Annotated in this window: 16 protein-coding genes; 9 read left to right on the plus strand and 7 right to left on the minus strand. The window is 68.4% G+C overall.

What is annotated here, in order from left to right; translation table 11 throughout:
* Window positions 1–96: 96 nt before the first annotated feature.
* The 3 genes from H0B54_RS03490 to H0B54_RS03500 form a co-directional block, all read right to left on the minus strand.
* Window positions 97–651 carry a hypothetical protein gene (locus tag H0B54_RS03490; RefSeq protein WP_094302120.1) on the minus strand — a complete coding sequence of 185 codons (555 nt, stop codon included), beginning with the start codon at window positions 649–651 and terminating at the stop codon, window positions 97–99.
* Window positions 648–1,220, minus strand: a complete 573-nt coding sequence (locus H0B54_RS03495; RefSeq protein ID WP_188259257.1) for a hypothetical protein — start codon at window positions 1,218–1,220, stop codon at window positions 648–650. Before H0B54_RS03495 ends, H0B54_RS03490 begins: the two co-directional genes overlap by 4 nt.
* A 150-nt stretch (window positions 1,221–1,370) precedes the next feature.
* The gene (locus tag H0B54_RS03500; protein WP_425490001.1) at window positions 1,371–2,552 is read right to left on the minus strand and encodes an acetoin utilization protein AcuC; all 1,182 of its coding nucleotides are present in this window, start codon (window positions 2,550–2,552) and stop codon (window positions 1,371–1,373) included.
* A 97-nt stretch (window positions 2,553–2,649) separates the two neighbouring features.
* On the opposite strand from H0B54_RS03500, the gene H0B54_RS03505 reads away from it, so the two are divergent.
* Complete coding sequence (locus H0B54_RS03505) at window positions 2,650–3,408, plus strand: DUF1194 domain-containing protein (RefSeq protein WP_188259258.1); 759 nt, start codon at window positions 2,650–2,652, stop codon at window positions 3,406–3,408.
* 79 nt (window positions 3,409–3,487) lie between these two features.
* Window positions 3,488–4,312 (plus strand): universal stress protein, encoded by an 825-nt coding sequence (locus H0B54_RS03510; protein ID WP_188259259.1) that lies wholly within the window; start codon window positions 3,488–3,490, stop codon window positions 4,310–4,312.
* Window positions 4,313–4,352: 40 nt separating this feature from the next.
* On the opposite strand, the gene H0B54_RS03515 is transcribed toward H0B54_RS03510, so the two are convergent.
* The 4 genes from H0B54_RS03515 to H0B54_RS03530 all read right to left on the minus strand — a co-directional run bounded on the left by H0B54_RS03515 (window position 4,353) and on the right by H0B54_RS03530 (window position 9,425).
* Window positions 4,353–5,828 (minus strand): sodium:proton antiporter, encoded by a 1,476-nt coding sequence (locus tag H0B54_RS03515; protein ID WP_246472306.1) that lies wholly within the window; start codon window positions 5,826–5,828, stop codon window positions 4,353–4,355.
* A 110-nt stretch (window positions 5,829–5,938) separates the two neighbouring features.
* Entirely contained in the window at window positions 5,939–6,319 is a 381-nt protein-coding gene (locus H0B54_RS03520) for a DUF1850 domain-containing protein (RefSeq protein WP_188259260.1), read from the minus strand.
* A 24-nt stretch (window positions 6,320–6,343) separates the two neighbouring features.
* Window positions 6,344–8,422: a TRAP transporter permease gene (locus H0B54_RS03525; protein WP_246472307.1), complete on the minus strand. Its 2,079-nt coding sequence runs from the start codon at window positions 8,420–8,422 to the stop codon at window positions 6,344–6,346.
* A 64-nt stretch (window positions 8,423–8,486) separates the two neighbouring features.
* Complete coding sequence (locus tag H0B54_RS03530; protein WP_188259262.1) at window positions 8,487–9,425, minus strand: TAXI family TRAP transporter solute-binding subunit; 939 nt, start codon at window positions 9,423–9,425, stop codon at window positions 8,487–8,489.
* A gap of 321 nt (window positions 9,426–9,746) precedes the next feature.
* On the opposite strand from H0B54_RS03530, the gene H0B54_RS03535 reads away from it, so the two are divergent.
* From H0B54_RS03535 to H0B54_RS03565, 7 genes are all read left to right on the plus strand, one after another.
* Entirely contained in the window at window positions 9,747–10,244 is a 498-nt protein-coding gene (locus tag H0B54_RS03535) for a (2Fe-2S)-binding protein (protein WP_188259263.1), read from the plus strand.
* A 37-nt stretch (window positions 10,245–10,281) separates the two neighbouring features.
* A complete protein-coding gene (locus H0B54_RS03540) occupies window positions 10,282–12,672 on the plus strand; it encodes a xanthine dehydrogenase family protein molybdopterin-binding subunit (protein ID WP_188259264.1) in 2,391 nt (796 codons plus the stop codon).
* 15 nt (window positions 12,673–12,687) lie between these two features.
* Window positions 12,688–13,482, plus strand: coding sequence for an FAD binding domain-containing protein (locus tag H0B54_RS03545; protein ID WP_188259265.1), 795 nt, complete (start codon window positions 12,688–12,690; stop codon window positions 13,480–13,482).
* A gap of 168 nt (window positions 13,483–13,650) precedes the next feature.
* The gene (locus H0B54_RS03550; protein ID WP_188259266.1) at window positions 13,651–14,574 is read left to right on the plus strand and encodes an AAA family ATPase; all 924 of its coding nucleotides are present in this window, start codon (window positions 13,651–13,653) and stop codon (window positions 14,572–14,574) included.
* Between the two features lie 6 nt (window positions 14,575–14,580).
* Window positions 14,581–15,780, plus strand: coding sequence for a vWA domain-containing protein (locus H0B54_RS03555; protein WP_188259267.1), 1,200 nt, complete (start codon window positions 14,581–14,583; stop codon window positions 15,778–15,780).
* Window positions 15,777–16,091, plus strand: a complete 315-nt coding sequence (locus tag H0B54_RS03560; protein WP_035673760.1) for an XdhC family protein — start codon at window positions 15,777–15,779, stop codon at window positions 16,089–16,091. The genes H0B54_RS03555 and H0B54_RS03560 overlap by 4 nt, the downstream gene beginning before the upstream one ends.
* On the plus strand, window positions 16,088–16,804 hold the full coding sequence (locus H0B54_RS03565; protein ID WP_188259268.1) for an XdhC family protein: 717 nt from the start codon (window positions 16,088–16,090) through the stop codon (window positions 16,802–16,804). The genes H0B54_RS03560 and H0B54_RS03565 overlap by 4 nt, the downstream gene beginning before the upstream one ends.
* Window positions 16,805–16,819: the final 15 nt, after the last annotated feature.

The raw sequence follows: 16,819 nt of genomic DNA on the forward strand, positions 1-16,819 counted from the left end.
CCGTCCGATCATCGCGACCAACCCATCCCTTGACGTTCAGAGCTTGGACGATGCCGCCGCGGCGCGCGCCTGTCCAGCGGCGTCTCTCCGGCAGCGTTACGCCGCCGTCCGGTCGGTGGCGGTGGTGTAGATGTCCTTGGTCAGCGGCTTGACCTGCCTGATCTGGTAGCCGGGCCGGGCGCTGAAGCGGCGGATGGCCCGTTCCCCAGCCTCCCGGTCGCTCTCCGCCCAGACGAGATAATCGCGCCCGCGCGCCCACTCGACGGCCAGCGGGTGCAGCGCGTCGATCTCGCCGACCTGGGTGTTGACGACGGTCACCAGCCATTCCTTGTCGTTCGGATTGCGTCGGTCGGTCAGGATCAGGAGCTGGGGCCGCTGCTTGGTCTGCGCCTCGGACAGACGTCGCTGGATGTCCGACTGCTTGCGCCGCGCCTCGACCGTGTCGGCCATGCACGCGTCGATCTCCTTGGCGACGTTCTCCTCCTCGTGTTGGAGACGACGAATCGTTGCCTCCAGCTTGCCGATGGTGTCCTTGGCGGCGCGCATCCGGCTGCGGCTTTGCGCCACCTGAGCGTCGACCGCCAGCAGCACATTGCCCAGCCACGCCCCGATGGCGATGATTCCCAGGATGATGAGGAAATTGATCATCATGGCGCGGGCGCCTTGATCCGACCGGGGTTGATCCGGCCGGGGTTGAGGCGCCCCTGCGTCTTCTGGAACGCCTTGGTGAAGCCCATCTTGAAGGGAAACGCCACCTCGACGAGCTGCTTGGCCTCCTCCGCATTGGACGCCCAGACCTCCGCCACGTTGGCGCAGCGCCAGATCGGGTTGAGCTGGGACTTGTCACCGCCGGAAGAGGCTTTCTCCTGGGCAACGTTCACCAGGAATTTCGACAGGCCGGCCTGGGGATCGCCCACCTCGTGCACGAACACGGGCGGCTGAAGGGCGATTTCCGCGATCGCCCGCTCCATCTTGCGGTTTTCCGTTTCGGCGCGGTGCTTCTCGGCGGACGCTTGGTTGCGCCGCTGCACCTTGCCGTTCACCCGGTCCTGAAGCTCGTGAATTTCCGAATGCAGGACGTAGATGCGGTTCTCAAGCTGATCGATGCCTGCGGAGCGATGGAGAAAGTCGGGCAGGAAACGCTTCAGCATCATGGCGACCGGTACGGCGGCCAGCATCATCGCGGCGATGGTCAGCAGGAGCAAGGTGGTGTTGGACATCGGCGGCCTGCCCCTTTCCTTCTCCGGCTCCCGGCATGGCGCGATTCATCGGAATGGCCAGCGGACAGCCCGAGTCGCGCGAATCAGGCTGTCCGATTCGTCCCATTACGTCAACTGCGTGACATGAGTGAATGAAAAACTTTTCAAAGATTATCCAGTCCAGACCATCTTCGCGATTGCCGCAGCGGCAACGCGACGCACCTCGTCCCGCAACAGGCCGGGGCGCGGCACGTCGGCAAGGGTGGTGAACCAATGCTCCGGCGGGTTGCGCCCGGCGGCGCGCGACCACCTCAGCGCCCGCAGCACACTCTCCGCCTCCGGCGTCGGCGGCACCGTCGGGGCGATGTCGTTCAACACCGCCCAGATCCCCGCCCAGCAACGCCCGACGGACCAAGGATTGTAGCCCCCTCCCCCGACCACCAGCAGGCGCGGCGCCAGCCCCATCAGCGCCCTCACCGCCCGCCACAGCGCGCCGTTCGACAGGTCCAGCCGGCTCAGCGGGTCCTCGGCCAGGGCGTCGGCTCCGGTCTGGATGACCAGCGCCTGGGGGCGGAACGCCTGCCCCAGCGGCAGGATCACCGTCTCCAGAAGGTAATCCATCTCCGTGTCGTTGAACTCCGGAGGGACCGGCAGATTGAAGGCCAGATCGCCCGGCCGATCCTCCGCCTTGCCGGTGTAAGGCCAGCGCCCGTCCTCATGGACCGACAGGGTCAGCACCCGGTCGTCGTCGGCGAAAGCGTCCTCCACCCCGTCGCCGTGGTGGGCGTCGAGATCCACATAGAGCACGCGTTCGATCCCGGAATCGAGCAGAGCCAGGATGCCCAGCACCGGGGCGTTGAGGTAGCAGAAGCCGCTGGCCCGCCCCGGACGGGCGTGGTGCGTGCCGCTGGCCGGGCTGTAGACGATGCCGGCGGGCACCTCCGCCAGCAGGCGCCCGGCCAGGATGGCGGCGCCGGTGCTGATGGCGGGGCGGCGGTACATCTCCGGAAAGACGGGATTCTCCAGCCGCCCGAGGTTGTAGCGCTCTCCCGTCGCGGCATCCACGTGCTGGTCCGCCTCAGCGCGATGAAGGGCGGCGATGTAGTCCGGGGTGTGGAAGCGGGCCAGTTCCTGCGGCGACGCCAGGGGGCTGTCGCGGTAGACCGCGTCGGGAAGCCATCCCATGGCGCGGCTGAGGTCGATGGCGGTGGACACCCGCGGGATGGCCAGCGGATGCTTCGCACCATAGCTGGAGCCCCGGTAGATCTCGCTGCCCAGGAACAACGGCCGGGCGGGAAATTCGTTCGGAAATTCGGTCGGCATGGGGTGGAGAGGTGGCGTGGCGACTCCCATCCGTCAACGCCTCACGCACAAGGCCCCTTGTCGTGGCGCCGTTGCGATCTCTTTTCTAAGGGGGACTCGGCGAAAACATCCGCGGGGGAGACACGGCATGGACGGTGCGAGGCGTCTGGCGGGGGTCGCCGTCGCGGTTCTTCTGGTCGGCGGAGCGGGCGGGCAGGCCCTGGCCGACACGCCGGTCGACCTGGAGCTGGTGTTGGCCGTGGACGTGTCCGGCAGCGTGGACGCGGAGGAAGGCCGCCTCCAGCGCGAGGGCTACGTCGCCGCCCTCACCGACCCGAAGATCCAGGCGGCCATCCGCGGCGGCCCCTATGGGCGCATCGCCGTCACTTACGTCGAATGGGCCGGGGACAGTTTTCAGCGCATCACCGTGCCCTGGACCCTGCTGAGCGACCAAGGCAGCGTCGAAGCCTTCGCCTCCTCCATCGCCGAATCGCCCACCCTCAGCGCGCAATGGACCTCGATCAGCGCGGCCATCGACTTCAGCGCACGCCTGTTCAACGACAACGGGTTCGAAGGGGCGCGTCGGGTGATCGACGTTTCGGGCGACGGGGTCAACAACCGCGGGCGCCCGGTGCAATGGGCGCGCGACGAGGCGGTCGCCGCCGGGATCACCATCAACGGCTTGCCGATCCTGAACGACCGGCCCAATCCCTGGGGCGGCGCGGCTCCGACCAACCTCGACGGCTACTACGAGGAGCATGTGATCGGCGGACCCGGTGCCTTCCTGGTGCCCGCCGTCAGTTTCGAGGCCTTCGCCGACGCCATTTTGAGCAAGCTGCTTCTGGAAATCTCCGGTCTTCCTCCCGACCCCGGCGCGGGCGGGCGCACCGGCCTCGCCAGCCGCTAGCCACGCCGTTGCCAGACCGGCCCGGCAAACGTTACCAATGGAATCCCGGTCATCCGGTTCGAAACCTGCGAGCGAGACCATGCCGATCAAGACGATCCTGCTGCACATGTCGAACGACGACCGCCATTCCCAGCGGCTGGAGGCCGCCGCGGCTCTCGCCAAGCGCTTCTCCGCCTTCGTGGAGGTGCTGTTCGTCGCCACGCCGGTGTCCATGCCCGCCGCGGTGACCGGACGCGCAGCCTCCTACGCCTACATCGCGGAGGCCACGGCCATTGCCCACGAGAAGGCCGAGCAGATCGAGCAGGAGGTGCGGCAGACGCTGAAGGACTGCTCCTACTCCTGGACGATCGAGGAAGGCGACCATGTGGAGCTGCTGGCCGCCCGCGCCGCCTACGCCGACCTCGCCTTGGTCACGCAAAGCCACGACGACGAGCGCGGCGACCGGGTGATGCTCCAGGTGCCGGACCGGCTGCCGCTGACCAGCCCATGCCCCACGCTGGTCCTGCCCTACGCCGCGCCATCCGCTGCGGTGATCGGGCGCCACGTGGTGGTGGCCTGGAAGAACACGCGGGAAGCCGGGCGCGCCGTGCGCAACGCCCTGCCATTCCTGAAGGAGGCCGAGAAGGTCACCGTCGTCACCATCGACCCGCCGGGCCACAAGCTGGACAGCGGGCGCGACCTGATGATCTGGCTGGAACGCCACGGCGTGCGCAGCCAGCATCAGGCGACCATCTTCCAGGGTGGCGACGTCGGCGACGTCCTGATCAGCTCCTGCCGCGAACTGGGCGGCGATCTGCTGGTGATGGGCTCCTACGGCCATTCCCGCCTTCGGGAAATGGTCCTCGGCGGCGCCACCCGCACGGTTCTGGCGAATCTGGACGTGCCGGTGCTGATGTCGCACTGACGGTGAAAGCGCCGGGCGAGGGGCCGCCCGGCATCCGCACCTAGAGGAAGAACACCCAGGTCACCAGGACGAACAGCGGCACCAGGATGCCGCAAGACCACAGCATGTAGCCGAAGAAGCTCGGCATCGCGACGCCGCGCTCCTCAGCGATGGCCTTGACCATGAAGTTCGGCGCGTTGCCGATGTAGGTGTTGGCGCCCATGAACACGGCGCCCGCCGAAATGGCCGCCAGAGTCACGGCGAGGTCGGTCATCAGCACCTGTGCGTCGCCGCCGGCGGTGTTGAAGAAGATCAAATAGGTCGGCGCGTTGTCGAGGAAGCTCGACAGGATGCCCGCCGCCCAGAAATAGGCCGCCGGAACCGGCTGGCCGTCCTGGTTCACCGCCGCGATGATGGCGCCCAGCGCGCCGTCCGTGCCTGCCCTCAGGATGGCGATGGCCGGGATGATGGTCAGGAAAATCGCGGCGAACAGCTTCGCCACCTCCAGGATCGGCCCCCAAGTGAAGGCGTTCAGACGGCGGCTGCGCGCGCTGGTCAGCTTCAGCGACAGGCCGGTGATGCCGAGAAGCAGCAGATTGCTGACGATCGTCTCCAGCGGCACGTGGATGTGGTAGATCTCCACCCCCACCCCCGGATGCCAGACACCGCTCAGCAGCACCGCGCCGACGATGGCGACGAGGAGGAGCAGGTTCACCGCCCCCTCGACCCGCACCGGCTCCCGCTCATGCACGCCTTCGATCAGCGGATGCTTGCCGGGGTCCTTGGTGTGCAGATAGAGGTCCAGCACGAAGTAGATCGCCAGCAGGCAGCCGGCCACCAGCATCATCGGCCAGAACAGGTGCACGGTCGGCCAGAAGAAGCTGACGCCCTTCAGGAAGCCCAGGAACAGCGGCGGATCGCCCAGCGGAGTCAGGGAGCCGCCGACGTTCGACACCAGGAAGATGAAGAAGACGACGGTGTGCACCTTGTGCCGCCGGTGTTCGTTGGCGCGGATCAGCGGACGGATCAGCAGCATCGAGGCGCCGGTCGTTCCCATCAGGCTCGCCAGCAGCGTGCCCAGCCCGAGGCCCAGCGTGTTCGCCAGCGGCGTTCCCACCAGGGTGCCGGCGATCCGCACGCCGCCCGCCACCGTGAACAGGGCGGTCAGCAGCACGATGAAGGGGATGTATTCGAGAAGCAGGGTGTGCAGCAGCTCGTACGTGGCGAGGCCCGCCCCGAAGGTCAGCGCGAAGGGCAGCAGAAAGGCGATGGCCCAGCCGGCGGCGACCTTGCCGAAATGATGATGCCAGAAGGACGGCGCCAGCAGAGGCATCAGCGCGATGGACAGCAGAATTCCGACGAAGGGAATCACCCAGAAGACACTCAGGTCGCGCCCGTCGAGATGCGGGGCTCCTGACGCCTCCGCCGCCAGGGCCAGCCCCGGCAGTCCGGCAGCGGCGAGGCCGCCGATGGCGGCCAGGGGGGCGGCCAGGAAACGGGTGAGGCGGTGTCGGGTCGGTCGGGCGTCGGTCATCATACGCATTCGGCTGTAATATCAGTTGCGGGAGTATGCGTCTCCGAACGGCTTAAGCCAAGCCGGTTCGGCCCTTCCGAATTCCCTTGACCGCCGTGCGTGAACAGCGGGGCTTACGGGCAGGGCCTGATTTCCAGGGGGCTTGGGACCGATCCGCCGAACCATTCGCGAAGCGGGCGGCACGCTCCAGCCGCGCACAGTTCGTGGTCCGGCGTGAAGGACGAGGCGGCCAGGACCAGCCGCTCCAGCGGCGGCACCGCCGGTGCCCAGACCCACCAGCCAGCGGCCAAGCGGGCGCCCGCCGGCGGCTCCATCCCGGCGCCGCTCCCCTTCACGCGGGCTTCGGTCAGGACGAGACGCCCGTTCTCGATGCGCCACTCCTCCCGCCATTCGGTCTTCTCCACCGAATGGGTCCAGGACAAGGTGAAGGCGGGACCCGGCAGGGCGGCCAGAACCGCCCCGCCGAGCGCCGACAGGCATAACGCCACGCTCATACCGCCGCCATCATGCCGCCTCCGTCATGCTGGGGCGCTGGTCCGCCCCAGGCGGCGCAGGCGATGGCGCTGCCACAGCAGGAAAGCCACCGTCATGACGAATCCGGCCTCGTCCGTCACCGGCAGGGACAGAACGAACAGGAAAGCCGCCGCCGCCGCGAACACTCGCTCCGCCCAGGTCATCGGCGTCCAGAAATAGCCGATGGTCGCCGCGCCCCAGAGGCCGATGGACATCAGCGCCTTGAACAGGACGTAGGCCACGGCCAGCGGATCGTCGGTCTGGAGCATCAGCGCCGGGTCGTACACCGCCATGAAGGGCACGACGTAGCCCGCCATGGCGACCCGCGTGGCGATCCAGCCGATCTCCATGTGCCCGGCCCGGCAGATGGACGAGGCGGCCAGCGCCGCCAGAGCCACCGGGGGCGTCAGGTCGGCCATGATGCCGAAGTAGAAGACGAACATGTGCGAGACGATGAGCGGAACGCCCATCTGCAGCAGAGCCGGCGCCGCGATGGCCGCGGTGATGATGTAGTTCGCCGTCGTCGGCAGACCGGTGCCCAGGACGATGCAGGCCAGCATGGTCAGCAGCAGCGCGATCAGCAGATTGCCGCCCGACAGATCCATGATGGTGGAGGCGAAGCTGGAGGCCAGTCCGGTCAGGGTCAGGATGCCGATCAGCACCCCCACCAGCGCGCAGGCCACGCCCACACCCACGGCGTTCTTGGCGCCGTCGGCGAGGCTCTGCACCAGCAGCGCCAGCGTCTCCCGCCCGCCCCTGAGGGCCAGACAAGGCAGGATCAGAAGGCCGACGATGGCGAAGGCCAGATGCTCCGTCCGCAGCCCCATCCGCCACAGCGCCGCGGCGATCAGGCCGAGGACGACCCAGAAGCCGACGCGCAGGACCGTCGGCCCGATGAAGCCGACGATCCGCGTGCCGAGGATCAGCGCGATGGTCAGGGCGATGCCGATCACCCCCGCGAACAGCGGCGTGAAGCCGGAGAACAGCAGATAGACCAGCGCCGCCAGCGGCAGGATCAGGTACCAGCTCTCCTTCAGCGCGCGGAGGACGCTGGGGCACTGGTCCTTCGGCAGGCCGACGAGGTTGTGCTTGCCGGCCTCCAGATGGACCATCCAGAAGGCGCTGCCGAAATAGAGGATGGCCGGGATCGCGGCGGCGATGGCGATGTCGCTGAAGGGGACGCCGATGGTCTCCGCCATGATGAAGGCGGCGGCCCCCATGACCGGCGGCATGATCTGCCCGCCCATGCTGGCCGTCGCCTCCACCGCCCCGGCGAAGGCCGGGCGGTAGCCGAAGCGCATCATCAGGGGGATGGTGAACTGGCCGGTGGTCAGCACGTTGGCCACGCCCGAGCCGTTGATCGTCCCCATGAAGCCGGAGGAGATGACCGCCACCTTCGCCGGTCCGCCCTTGGCGTGACCGACGAGGCCGAGCGACACGTCGTTGAACAGCTTGATCATGCCGGCGCGCTCCAGGAAGGCGCCGAACAGGATGAACAGGAAGATGAAGGTCGCCGACACGAAGGTGGGCGTGCCGTAGATCCCCTCGGTCGACAGGTACAGGTTGTCGATGACCTGATCGACGTCGTAGCCGCGATGGGCCAGCCCGAAGGGCAGATGCCGCCCGAACAGCGCGTAGGGGATGAAGACGCCGCACATGATCGGCAGCGCCCACCCCATGATGCGCCGCGCCGCCTCGAACACCAGCGCGATGGTCAGCGTGCCGACGATGAGGTCCGTGGTGTTCGGATCGCCCGCCCGCTGGATGAGATCGACCTCGAAAACGTAATGGTAGAGACCCAGTGCAAAGGCGCCCAGGCCGAGCAGCCAGTCGTACCAGGGCACGCTGCGCCGTTCCGCCTCCTGCCGGAAGCCGAACAGAGTGAACGTCATCAGCAGCAGAAAGCCGACATGGACCGACCGGACGACCATGCTCGACAGCGGGTTGAAGGCCGCCGTCCAGATCTGGAACAGCGAAAAGGCGACGGCGATGGCGAAGACGGCCTTGCCCGCCACGCCTTCGAAGGCCACGACCGTGGAGGGGTTCTCACGGTCGATGGCCTGGCGGATCTTCTCATCTGACATTTGAGAGGCCGCCGGTTGGGTTGATGCGCTCATCGCACGGGGATTCCGGGACGACGCGGCGCGCTTACATCAGGCCCTTTTCCTTGTAGAACTTCTCGGCCCCCGGATGCAGCGGCACCGGCGACTGGAGGGTGGTGGCGTCCAGCTTGATCTGCTTGGCGGCGGCGTGGGCGGCGCCCATCGCGTCGAGATTCTCGAACATCGCCTTGGTCATCGCATAGACCGCGTCGTCCGAGACACCAGAGTGGGTGACCAGCAGGTTGCGCACCGCCGCGGTCGGCACCGGCTCGCTCTGGCCGCTGTAGCTGTTGGCCGGGATGGTCTCCGCGATGTAGGCCGGGTCGCCGACCTTCTGGATCACGTCGGCCGGGATCGACACGATGGTGATGTCCTGCGAGGTCGCCAGATCCTTGATCGCCGCCACGCCGAGGCCCGCGGAGATCAGCGTCGCGTCGAGCTGCCGGTTCTTGATCAGGTCCACCGATTCGGCGAAGGGCAGATACTCGGTCTTGGCAAAGTCCTTGTAGCCCAGACCGGCGGCGGCAAAGATCGCGCGGGCGTTCAGCTCCGTCCCCGACTTCGGCGCGCCGACCGACACGCGCTTGCCCTTCAGGTCGGCCAGCGTCTTCACGCCGGAATCCTTGCTGGCGACGATCTGAATGTAGTTGGGGTAGATCGCGGCGACGGTGCGCAGCTTGGTCAGCTTGGTCTTGAAGCCGGCCTCCTCGTCGCCCTTCCAGGCGCCGCTCAGCGAATCGCCGAGCGAGAAGGCGATCTCGCCGCGCTCCGACTGGAGGAGGTTCAGGTTCTCCACCGACGCCTTGGTCGCCTGGACCGTGACCTTGGCCCCCGGGATGGCCTTGCCGTAGATGCCGGACAGCGCCACACCCAGCGGGTAGTAGACGCCGCTGGTGCCGCCGGTCAGGACCGTGACGAACTGCTCGGCCTGGGCCGGCAGCGCGGTGAGCATGCAGACGCCGACCGCGGCCAGGAAACGCTTCATTCTACTTCCCTCCCAAAAGGCTGTCCGTTGCGGATCGTTCGTAAGACGCTTTGGTTTGCGTCGGATTGTTGGCTATCCTAACTTGTGGGCGGTGGGTCCGCCAGTCCGTAGGAACCGATAGACACGCGGCGGTTCGGCGCAATCACTCTCCCTTCGGAGGAGGCCGAACGGCGTCTTGACCGGAAAGGACGACGCCCCCCTATCCTTGTTCCGGTTGGTCCTGCGTCACACTTTATCCCGCAGAGTCGGAAGAAACCGTCGAAAGAAGCGTCGCGAAAGTCCGAGGCAACAGAACGTCACCAAACAATGGGAGGACAGCGGATGCCGTGTACCGTTTCCATGACCGTCAACGGAAAGGCGGTCTCGCGCGAGGTGGAGGAGCGGACCCTGCTGGTCACCTTCCTCCGTGACCAGCTCGGCCTGACCGGCACCCATGTCGGTTGCGACACCAGCCAGTGCGGCGCCTGCGTCGTCCATGTGGACGGGCGGTCGGTGAAGTCCTGCACCATGCTGGCCGCCCAGGCCGACGGCGCCGCGGTCACCACCATCGAGGGGCTGGCGGCGGCGGACGGAACGCTGCACCCGATGCAGGCGGCCTTCCGCGAGCATCACGGCCTGCAATGCGGCTTCTGCACGCCAGGCATGGTGATGAGCGCCGTCGATCTGGTGACCACCAACCCCTCCCCCAGCGAGCATGAGGTGCGCGAAGGTCTGGAGGGCAACATCTGTCGCTGCACCGGCTACCACAACATCGTCAAAGCGGTGATGGCCGGGGCGGAGGCGATGCAGGGCGGCACGATGAAGGCCGCCGCCGAATAACGGGCAGAAGCAAGGCTCACATGGGAGGAACACGAAGATGGCGAACCCCAACGGCATCGGCGCTTCCGTGCGCCGGCGCGAGGACGCGCGCTTCCTGACCGGGCGCGGCACCTACACCGACGACATCAACCGACCCGGCCAGACTCACGCGGTCTTCGTCCGGTCCCCCTACGCCCACGCCCGCATCACCGGCATCGACGCGGCCGAGGCCATGCAGGCCCCCGGCGTGATCGCCGTGCTGACCGGCGCCGACATGGAGGCCGACAAGGTCGGCAGCCTGCCCTGCGGCTGGCAGATCCATTCCAAGGACGGTTCCCCGATGAAGGAGCCGCCGCACTTCCCGATCGCCCGCGACCGCACCCGCTACGTCGGCGACGCCATCGCCGTGGTCATCGCCGAGACGCGCGAGCAGGCGAAGGACGCCGCCGAGCTGGTGATGGTGGATTACGAGGAGCTGCCGGCGGCGGTGACCTCGCTGAAGGCGCTGGAGGGCGGCGCGCCGCTGGTCCATGACGACGTCGGCGGCAACGTCTGCTTCGATTGGCATCTTGGCGACGCGGCGGCGGTGGACGCGGCCTTTGCGCAGGCGGCCCACGTGGCGAAGCTCGATCTGGTCAACCAGCGGCTCGTCCCCAACGCGATGGAGCCGCGGGCGGCGTTGGGCGAATACGACCGGGCGACCGGCGAGCACACGCTGACCACCACCAGCCAGAATCCGCACGTCATCCGCCTGCTGATGGGCGCCTTCGTGCTGGGCATCCCCGAGCACAAGCTGCGCGTCGTCGCCCCCGACGTCGGCGGCGGCTTCGGCTCCAAGATCTTCCATTACGGGGAGGAGGCGGTCGTCACCTGGGCGGCGAAGAAGGTCGGACGCCCGGTGAAATGGACCGCCGAGCGCTCCGAGAGCTTCCTGACCGACGCCCATGGCCGCGACCATGTCAGCCACGCCGAGCTGGCGATGGACCGGGACGGCAACTTCCTGGCGCTGCGCGTTTCCACCATCGCCAATATGGGCGCCTACCTGTCGACCTTCGCGCCGTCGATCCCGACCTACCTTTACGCCACGCTGCTGGCCGGCCAGTACAAGACCCCGGCGATCTACGCCGAGGTGAAGGCGGTCTTCACCAACACCGTGCCGGTGGACGCCTACCGCGGCGCCGGACGGCCGGAGGCCTGCTACCTGATCGAGCGGCTGGTCGAGGTCGCCGCCGCCGAGACGGGCATCGACAAGGCGGAGCTGCGCCGCCGCAACTTCGTGCCGGCCAGCGCCATGCCGTACCAGACGCCGGTGGCGCTCCAGTACGACACCGGTGACTTCGCCAAGAATCTCGACATCGCCCTGCCGTTGGTCGACTACGACGGTTTCGCGGCGCGCAGGGGCGAGTCCGCCCGGCGCGGCAAGCTGCGCGGCATCGGCTTCGCCACCTACATCGAGGCCTGCGGCATCGCGCCGAGCAACGTCGCGGGCGCGCTCGGCGCGCGGGCCGGGCTTTATGAATCGGCGGAGGTGCGCTTCCACCCGACCGGTTCGGTGACGGTCTTCACCGGCTCCCACAGCCATGGGCAGGGGCACGAAACGACCTTCGCGCAGCTCGTTTCCGAACGCTTCGGCGTGCCGATCGAGAATGTGGAGATCGTCCACGGCGACACCAGCAAGATCCCCTTCGGCATGGGCACCTACGGCTCCCGCTCCCTGGCGGTCGGCGGGTCGGCCATCGTCAAGGCGATGGACAAGGTGGAGCGCAAGGCCAAGAAGATCGCCGCCCACATGCTGGAAGCCGCCGAGGCCGACATCGAGGTGAAGGACGGGCGTTTCGTCGTGGCGGGCACCGACAAGGCCCTGACCATCGGCGACATCGCCCTGCAAGCCTACGTCCCGCACAACTTCCCGCTGGACGAGCTGGAACCGGGGCTGGACGAGCAGGCCTTCTACGATCCGAAGAACTTCACCTACCCCAACGGCTGCCACGTCTGCGAGGTCGAGATCGACCCCGACACCGGCGTCGTCCAGGTGGTCAGCTTCGCCGCCGTGGACGATTTCGGGCGCGTCATCAACCCGCTGATCGTCGAGGGGCAGGTCCATGGCGGGCTGGTCCAGGGCATCGGGCAGGCGCTCTACGAGAACTGCGTCTACGACGAGGACTCGGGCCAGCTCATCACCGGCTCCTACATGGACTACTGCATGCCGCGGGCGGACGACGTGCCGTCCTTCACGGTGCGCTACCACGAGGATCAGCCCTGCACCCACAATCCGTTGGGCGTGAAGGGCTGCGGCGAGGCCGGGACCATCGGCGCGTCGGCCGCCGTGATGAACGCGGTGGTGCACGCCCTGTCCGAGTACGGCGTCACGCATCTCGACATGCCGGCGACCCCGGAGCGGGTCTGGCAGGCGATCCGGCGCCACACCCCCGCCCAGGCGGCCGAGTAAGAGGGAGGAGACATCATGTACGCCTTCACCTATCACCGCCCCAAGAGCGTTGCCGACGCCGTCGCCCTGCTCGGCCAGTTCGAGGACCCGAAGCTGCTGGGCGGAGGGCAGACGCTCCTGCCGACGCTCAAGCAGCGCCTCGCCCGGCCGAGCGACCTGATCGACCTCGGTCAAATCCCGGAGCTTCAGGGCATCCGGGAGGAGGCCGGCGGCCTGACCGTCGGCGCCTTCACCCGCCACGCGGAGGTCGCCCATTCCGAGACGGTGCGGCGCGTCATCCCGGCGCTGGCCAGCCTCGCCGAGGGCATCGGCGACCGGCAGGTGCGCAACATGGGCACGCTCGGCGGGTCGATCTGCAACGCCGATCCCTCCGCCGACTACCCCGCCGCGATCGTGGCGCTGAAGGCCACGGTGCGGACCGACCGTCGGGAGATCGCGGGCGACGACTTCTTCACCGGCATGTTCGAGACGGCGCTGGAGCCCGGTGAGATCGTCACCGCCGTGCATTTCCAGAAGCCGGACAAGGCCGCCTACGCCAAGTTCCGCAACCCGGCCAGCCGCTACGCCATCGTCGGCGTCTTCGTGGCCGTGTTCGGCAGCGAGGTGCGGGTGGCGGTGACCGGCGCCGGCCCGTCGGTCTTCCGGGCAGACGACATGGAAGCCGCGCTGGCCCAGGACTTCCGCGCGGATGCCCTGAACGGCGCGTCGGTATCGGCGGCCGGGCTGAACGCCGACATCCACGCCAGCGCCGACTACCGCGCCCATCTGGTGCGGGTGATGGCGAGGCGGGCGGTGGAGGCGTGTGGGTGATCATCTTCCCTCTCCCGCCCCGGGAGAGGGTGGCGCGAAGCGCCGGGTGAGGGTACCGTCGAGGATCGGTGCCGTACGCTTGTCGGCACCCTCACCCTTCCCACGTCGTGGGCCCCTTCCCTCTCCCGGGGCGGGAGAGGGAGTTTTCCCGCTGGATGATGGATTGTCATGTCCAACACCCTCCCCGCCTCCGTCGATGACACGCTGGACCTGCTGCGGCGGGGGAACTACGTCGCCGACCGCTCGCTGGCGACGGCGCTTTACCTTGCGCTGAAGCTGCGCCGCCCGCTGTTCCTGGAGGGCGAGGCCGGGGTCGGCAAGACCGAGATCGCCAAGGTGCTGTCCGCCACGCTGGGCCGGCGCCTGTTGCGGCTGCAATGCTACGAGGGGCTGGACGTCGCCGCGGCGGTCTACGAGTGGAACTACGCCCGGCAGATGATGGAGATCCGGCTGGCCGAGGCGTCGGGCGACCGCGACCGGGAGACGCTCGGCGCCGATCTCTTCTCCGAACGATTCCTGATCAAGCGCCCGCTGCTCCAGGCGCTGGAGCCCGATCCGGCCGGGGCGCCCGTCCTGCTGATCGACGAGCTGGACCGCACCGACGAGCCGTTCGAAGCCTATCTCCTCGAAATCCTCTCCGACTTCCAGGTCTCGATTCCGGAGTTCGGCACCGTCACCGCGCCGGAGCCACCCATCGTCATCCTGACCTCCAACCGCACACGCGAGATTCACGACGCGCTGAAGCGGCGCTGCTTCTACCATTGGGTCGATTACCCCAACGCCGAGCGCGAGCGCGCCATCCTGGCGGTGAAGGCGCCGAACGCCGACGCGCGGTTGGCCGCCCAGGTGGTCGGCGTCGTGCAGAGCCTGCGCGGGATGGATCTCTACAAGGCGCCGGGCGTGGCGGAGACTCTGGACTGGGCGCAGGCGCTGGTGGAACTGAACCAGCTGGAGCTGGAGCCCTCGGTCATCAACGACACGCTGGGCACGCTGCTGAAGTACCAGGACGACATCGCCCGCATCCAGGGCAGCGAGGCCGCGCGCATCCTGGCCCAGGTCAAGACGGAACTCGCCGCCTCCACGGCGCGGTGAGCGGCCATGCAGGGCGGCCTCGCCATCAACCTGATGCATTTCGCCCGCGCGCTGCGGGCGGCGGGGCTGCCGGTCGGGCCGGGCAAGCTGCTCCAGGCCGTCGAAGCGGTGGAGGCGGTGGGGATCGGCAACCGGACGGACTTCTACTGGGCGCTGCACGCCGTCTTCGTGAACCGGCGCGACCAGCGCGAGGTCTTCGATCAGGCCTTCCACGTCTTCTGGCGCAATCCGGACATCCTGAAGCGGATGATGGGGCTGATGCTGCCGACCGTCCGCACGGAGTCCCCGGACGCCCAGGACCCGCTGTCCCGCCGCGTCGCCGACGCGCTGCGCGGCACCGCACCGGAGGCCGAGGGGCCGGAAAAGTCGGAGATCGAGGTGGACGCCGCCTTCACCGTTTCGGCCCAGGAACGGTTGCAGGAGAAGGATTTCGAGAAGATGTCAGCGGCGGAGATGGCTGAGGCCAAGCGGATGCTCGCCCGCATCGCCCTGCCGGTCGCCGAGGTGACGACCCGCCGCCACCGCCCCGACCCGCGGGGGCCGCGCGTGGACCCGCGGGCGACGCTGCGGCGGATGCTGCGCTCCGGCGGGGACTTGGCCGATCTGGCGCGGCGCAGCCGCCGCACGCGGCCGCCGCCGCTCGTCGTGCTGTGCGACATCTCCGGCTCCATGACGCGCTATTCGCGGATGCTGCTGCATTTTATGCACGCGGTCAGCAACGACCGCGACCGGGTGCACAGCTTCGTCTTCGGCACCCGCCTGACCAACATCACCCGCCACCTGCGGCACAAGGACGTGGACGTGGCGCTGGACGCCGTGTCGGCGGCGGTGGCCGACTGGTCGGGTGGGACGCGCATCGGCACGGCGCTGCACGCCTTCAACCGGACCTGGGCGCGCCGGGTCCTCGGCCAGGGGGCCGTGGTTCTGCTCATCACCGACGGGCTGGACCGGGATGCCGGCGAGGGGCTTGCGGCGGAGGCCGAACGGCTGCACAAGAGCTGCCGCCGTCTGGTCTGGCTGAACCCGCTCTTGCGGTGGGAGGGGTTCGCACCAAAATCCAGCGGTATCCGGGCCTTGTTGCCGCATGTGGACGACTTCCGCCCGGTCCACAACCTGAACAGTCTGGCCGGGCTCGCCGACGCGCTGAACCGCGACGGGCCGCGACGGGCTGAAAGCCTGCGCAAGTGGCTGAAGGAGGCCGCATGAAGGACGATATTCTGGAGCAGGCCGCGGGCTGGCGCGCGGAGGGCCGCAAGGTGGCCCTGGCGACGGTGGTCGCCACCTGGGGGTCCTCCCCCCGCCCGGTGGGCAGCCAGATGGCGGTGGACGACGCCGGTTCGATGATCGGCTCCGTCTCCGGCGGCTGCATCGAGGGGGCCGTGGTGCACGAGGCGCGCAAGACCATGGAGGACGGCGAGCCCCGGATGATCTCGTTCGGGGTCAGCAACGAAATGGCCTGGGAAGTCGGGCTGGCCTGCGGCGGCCGGGTGCAGGTCTATGTCGAGGCCGTGGAATGAAGCGCGACATCACCGAACGGCTGCTGGCCGCCCGCAAGGCCGGGCGTCCCGTGGCCCTGGTCACCGACCTCGGCACCGGTCTGCAGACGCTGGTCTACGAGGACGCCATCCACGGCGGTTTCGGGCTGGAGGACGACCTTCTGGAGGAGGTGCGGGAAAGGCTGCGCCAGGATCGTTCCGGCCTCGTCAGCGATTTGGAGGAGGATGAGGACGGCGTCCAGCTCTTCGTCCAGACCCACAACCCGCCGCTTCGCCTGCTGGTGGTCGGCGCCGTGCACATCGCCCAGGCTCTGGCCCCCCTCGCCGCGCTGACCGGCTACGCCGTCACGGTGATCGACCCGCGCGGGTCCTTCGCCACGGAATCGCGCTTTCCCGGCGTTTCCCTGCACGATTCCTGGCCGGACGAGGCGCTGTCCGCCCTGACGATCGACAACCGCACCGCCGTGGTGACCCTGACCCACGACCCCAAGCTGGACGACCCGGCACTGCTGGTGGCGCTGCGCTCCCCGGCCTTCTATGTCGGGTCGCTCGGCAGCAAACGCACCCACGCCAAGCGGCTGGAGCGGCTGAAGGAGCAGGGCGTGACCGACGCGGAACTGGCGCGCATCCACGCCCCGGTCGGGCTGGACATCGGCGCCGTGACCCCGGCGGAAATCGCCCTGTCGGTTATGGCCCAGATCACCGCCGTGCGGCGCAAGGCCGGCGCGGCCTGACAGGAGTTCATCACC

Source organism: Azospirillum tabaci, assembly GCF_014596085.1.
Lineage (GTDB): Bacteria > Pseudomonadota > Alphaproteobacteria > Azospirillales > Azospirillaceae > Azospirillum > Azospirillum tabaci.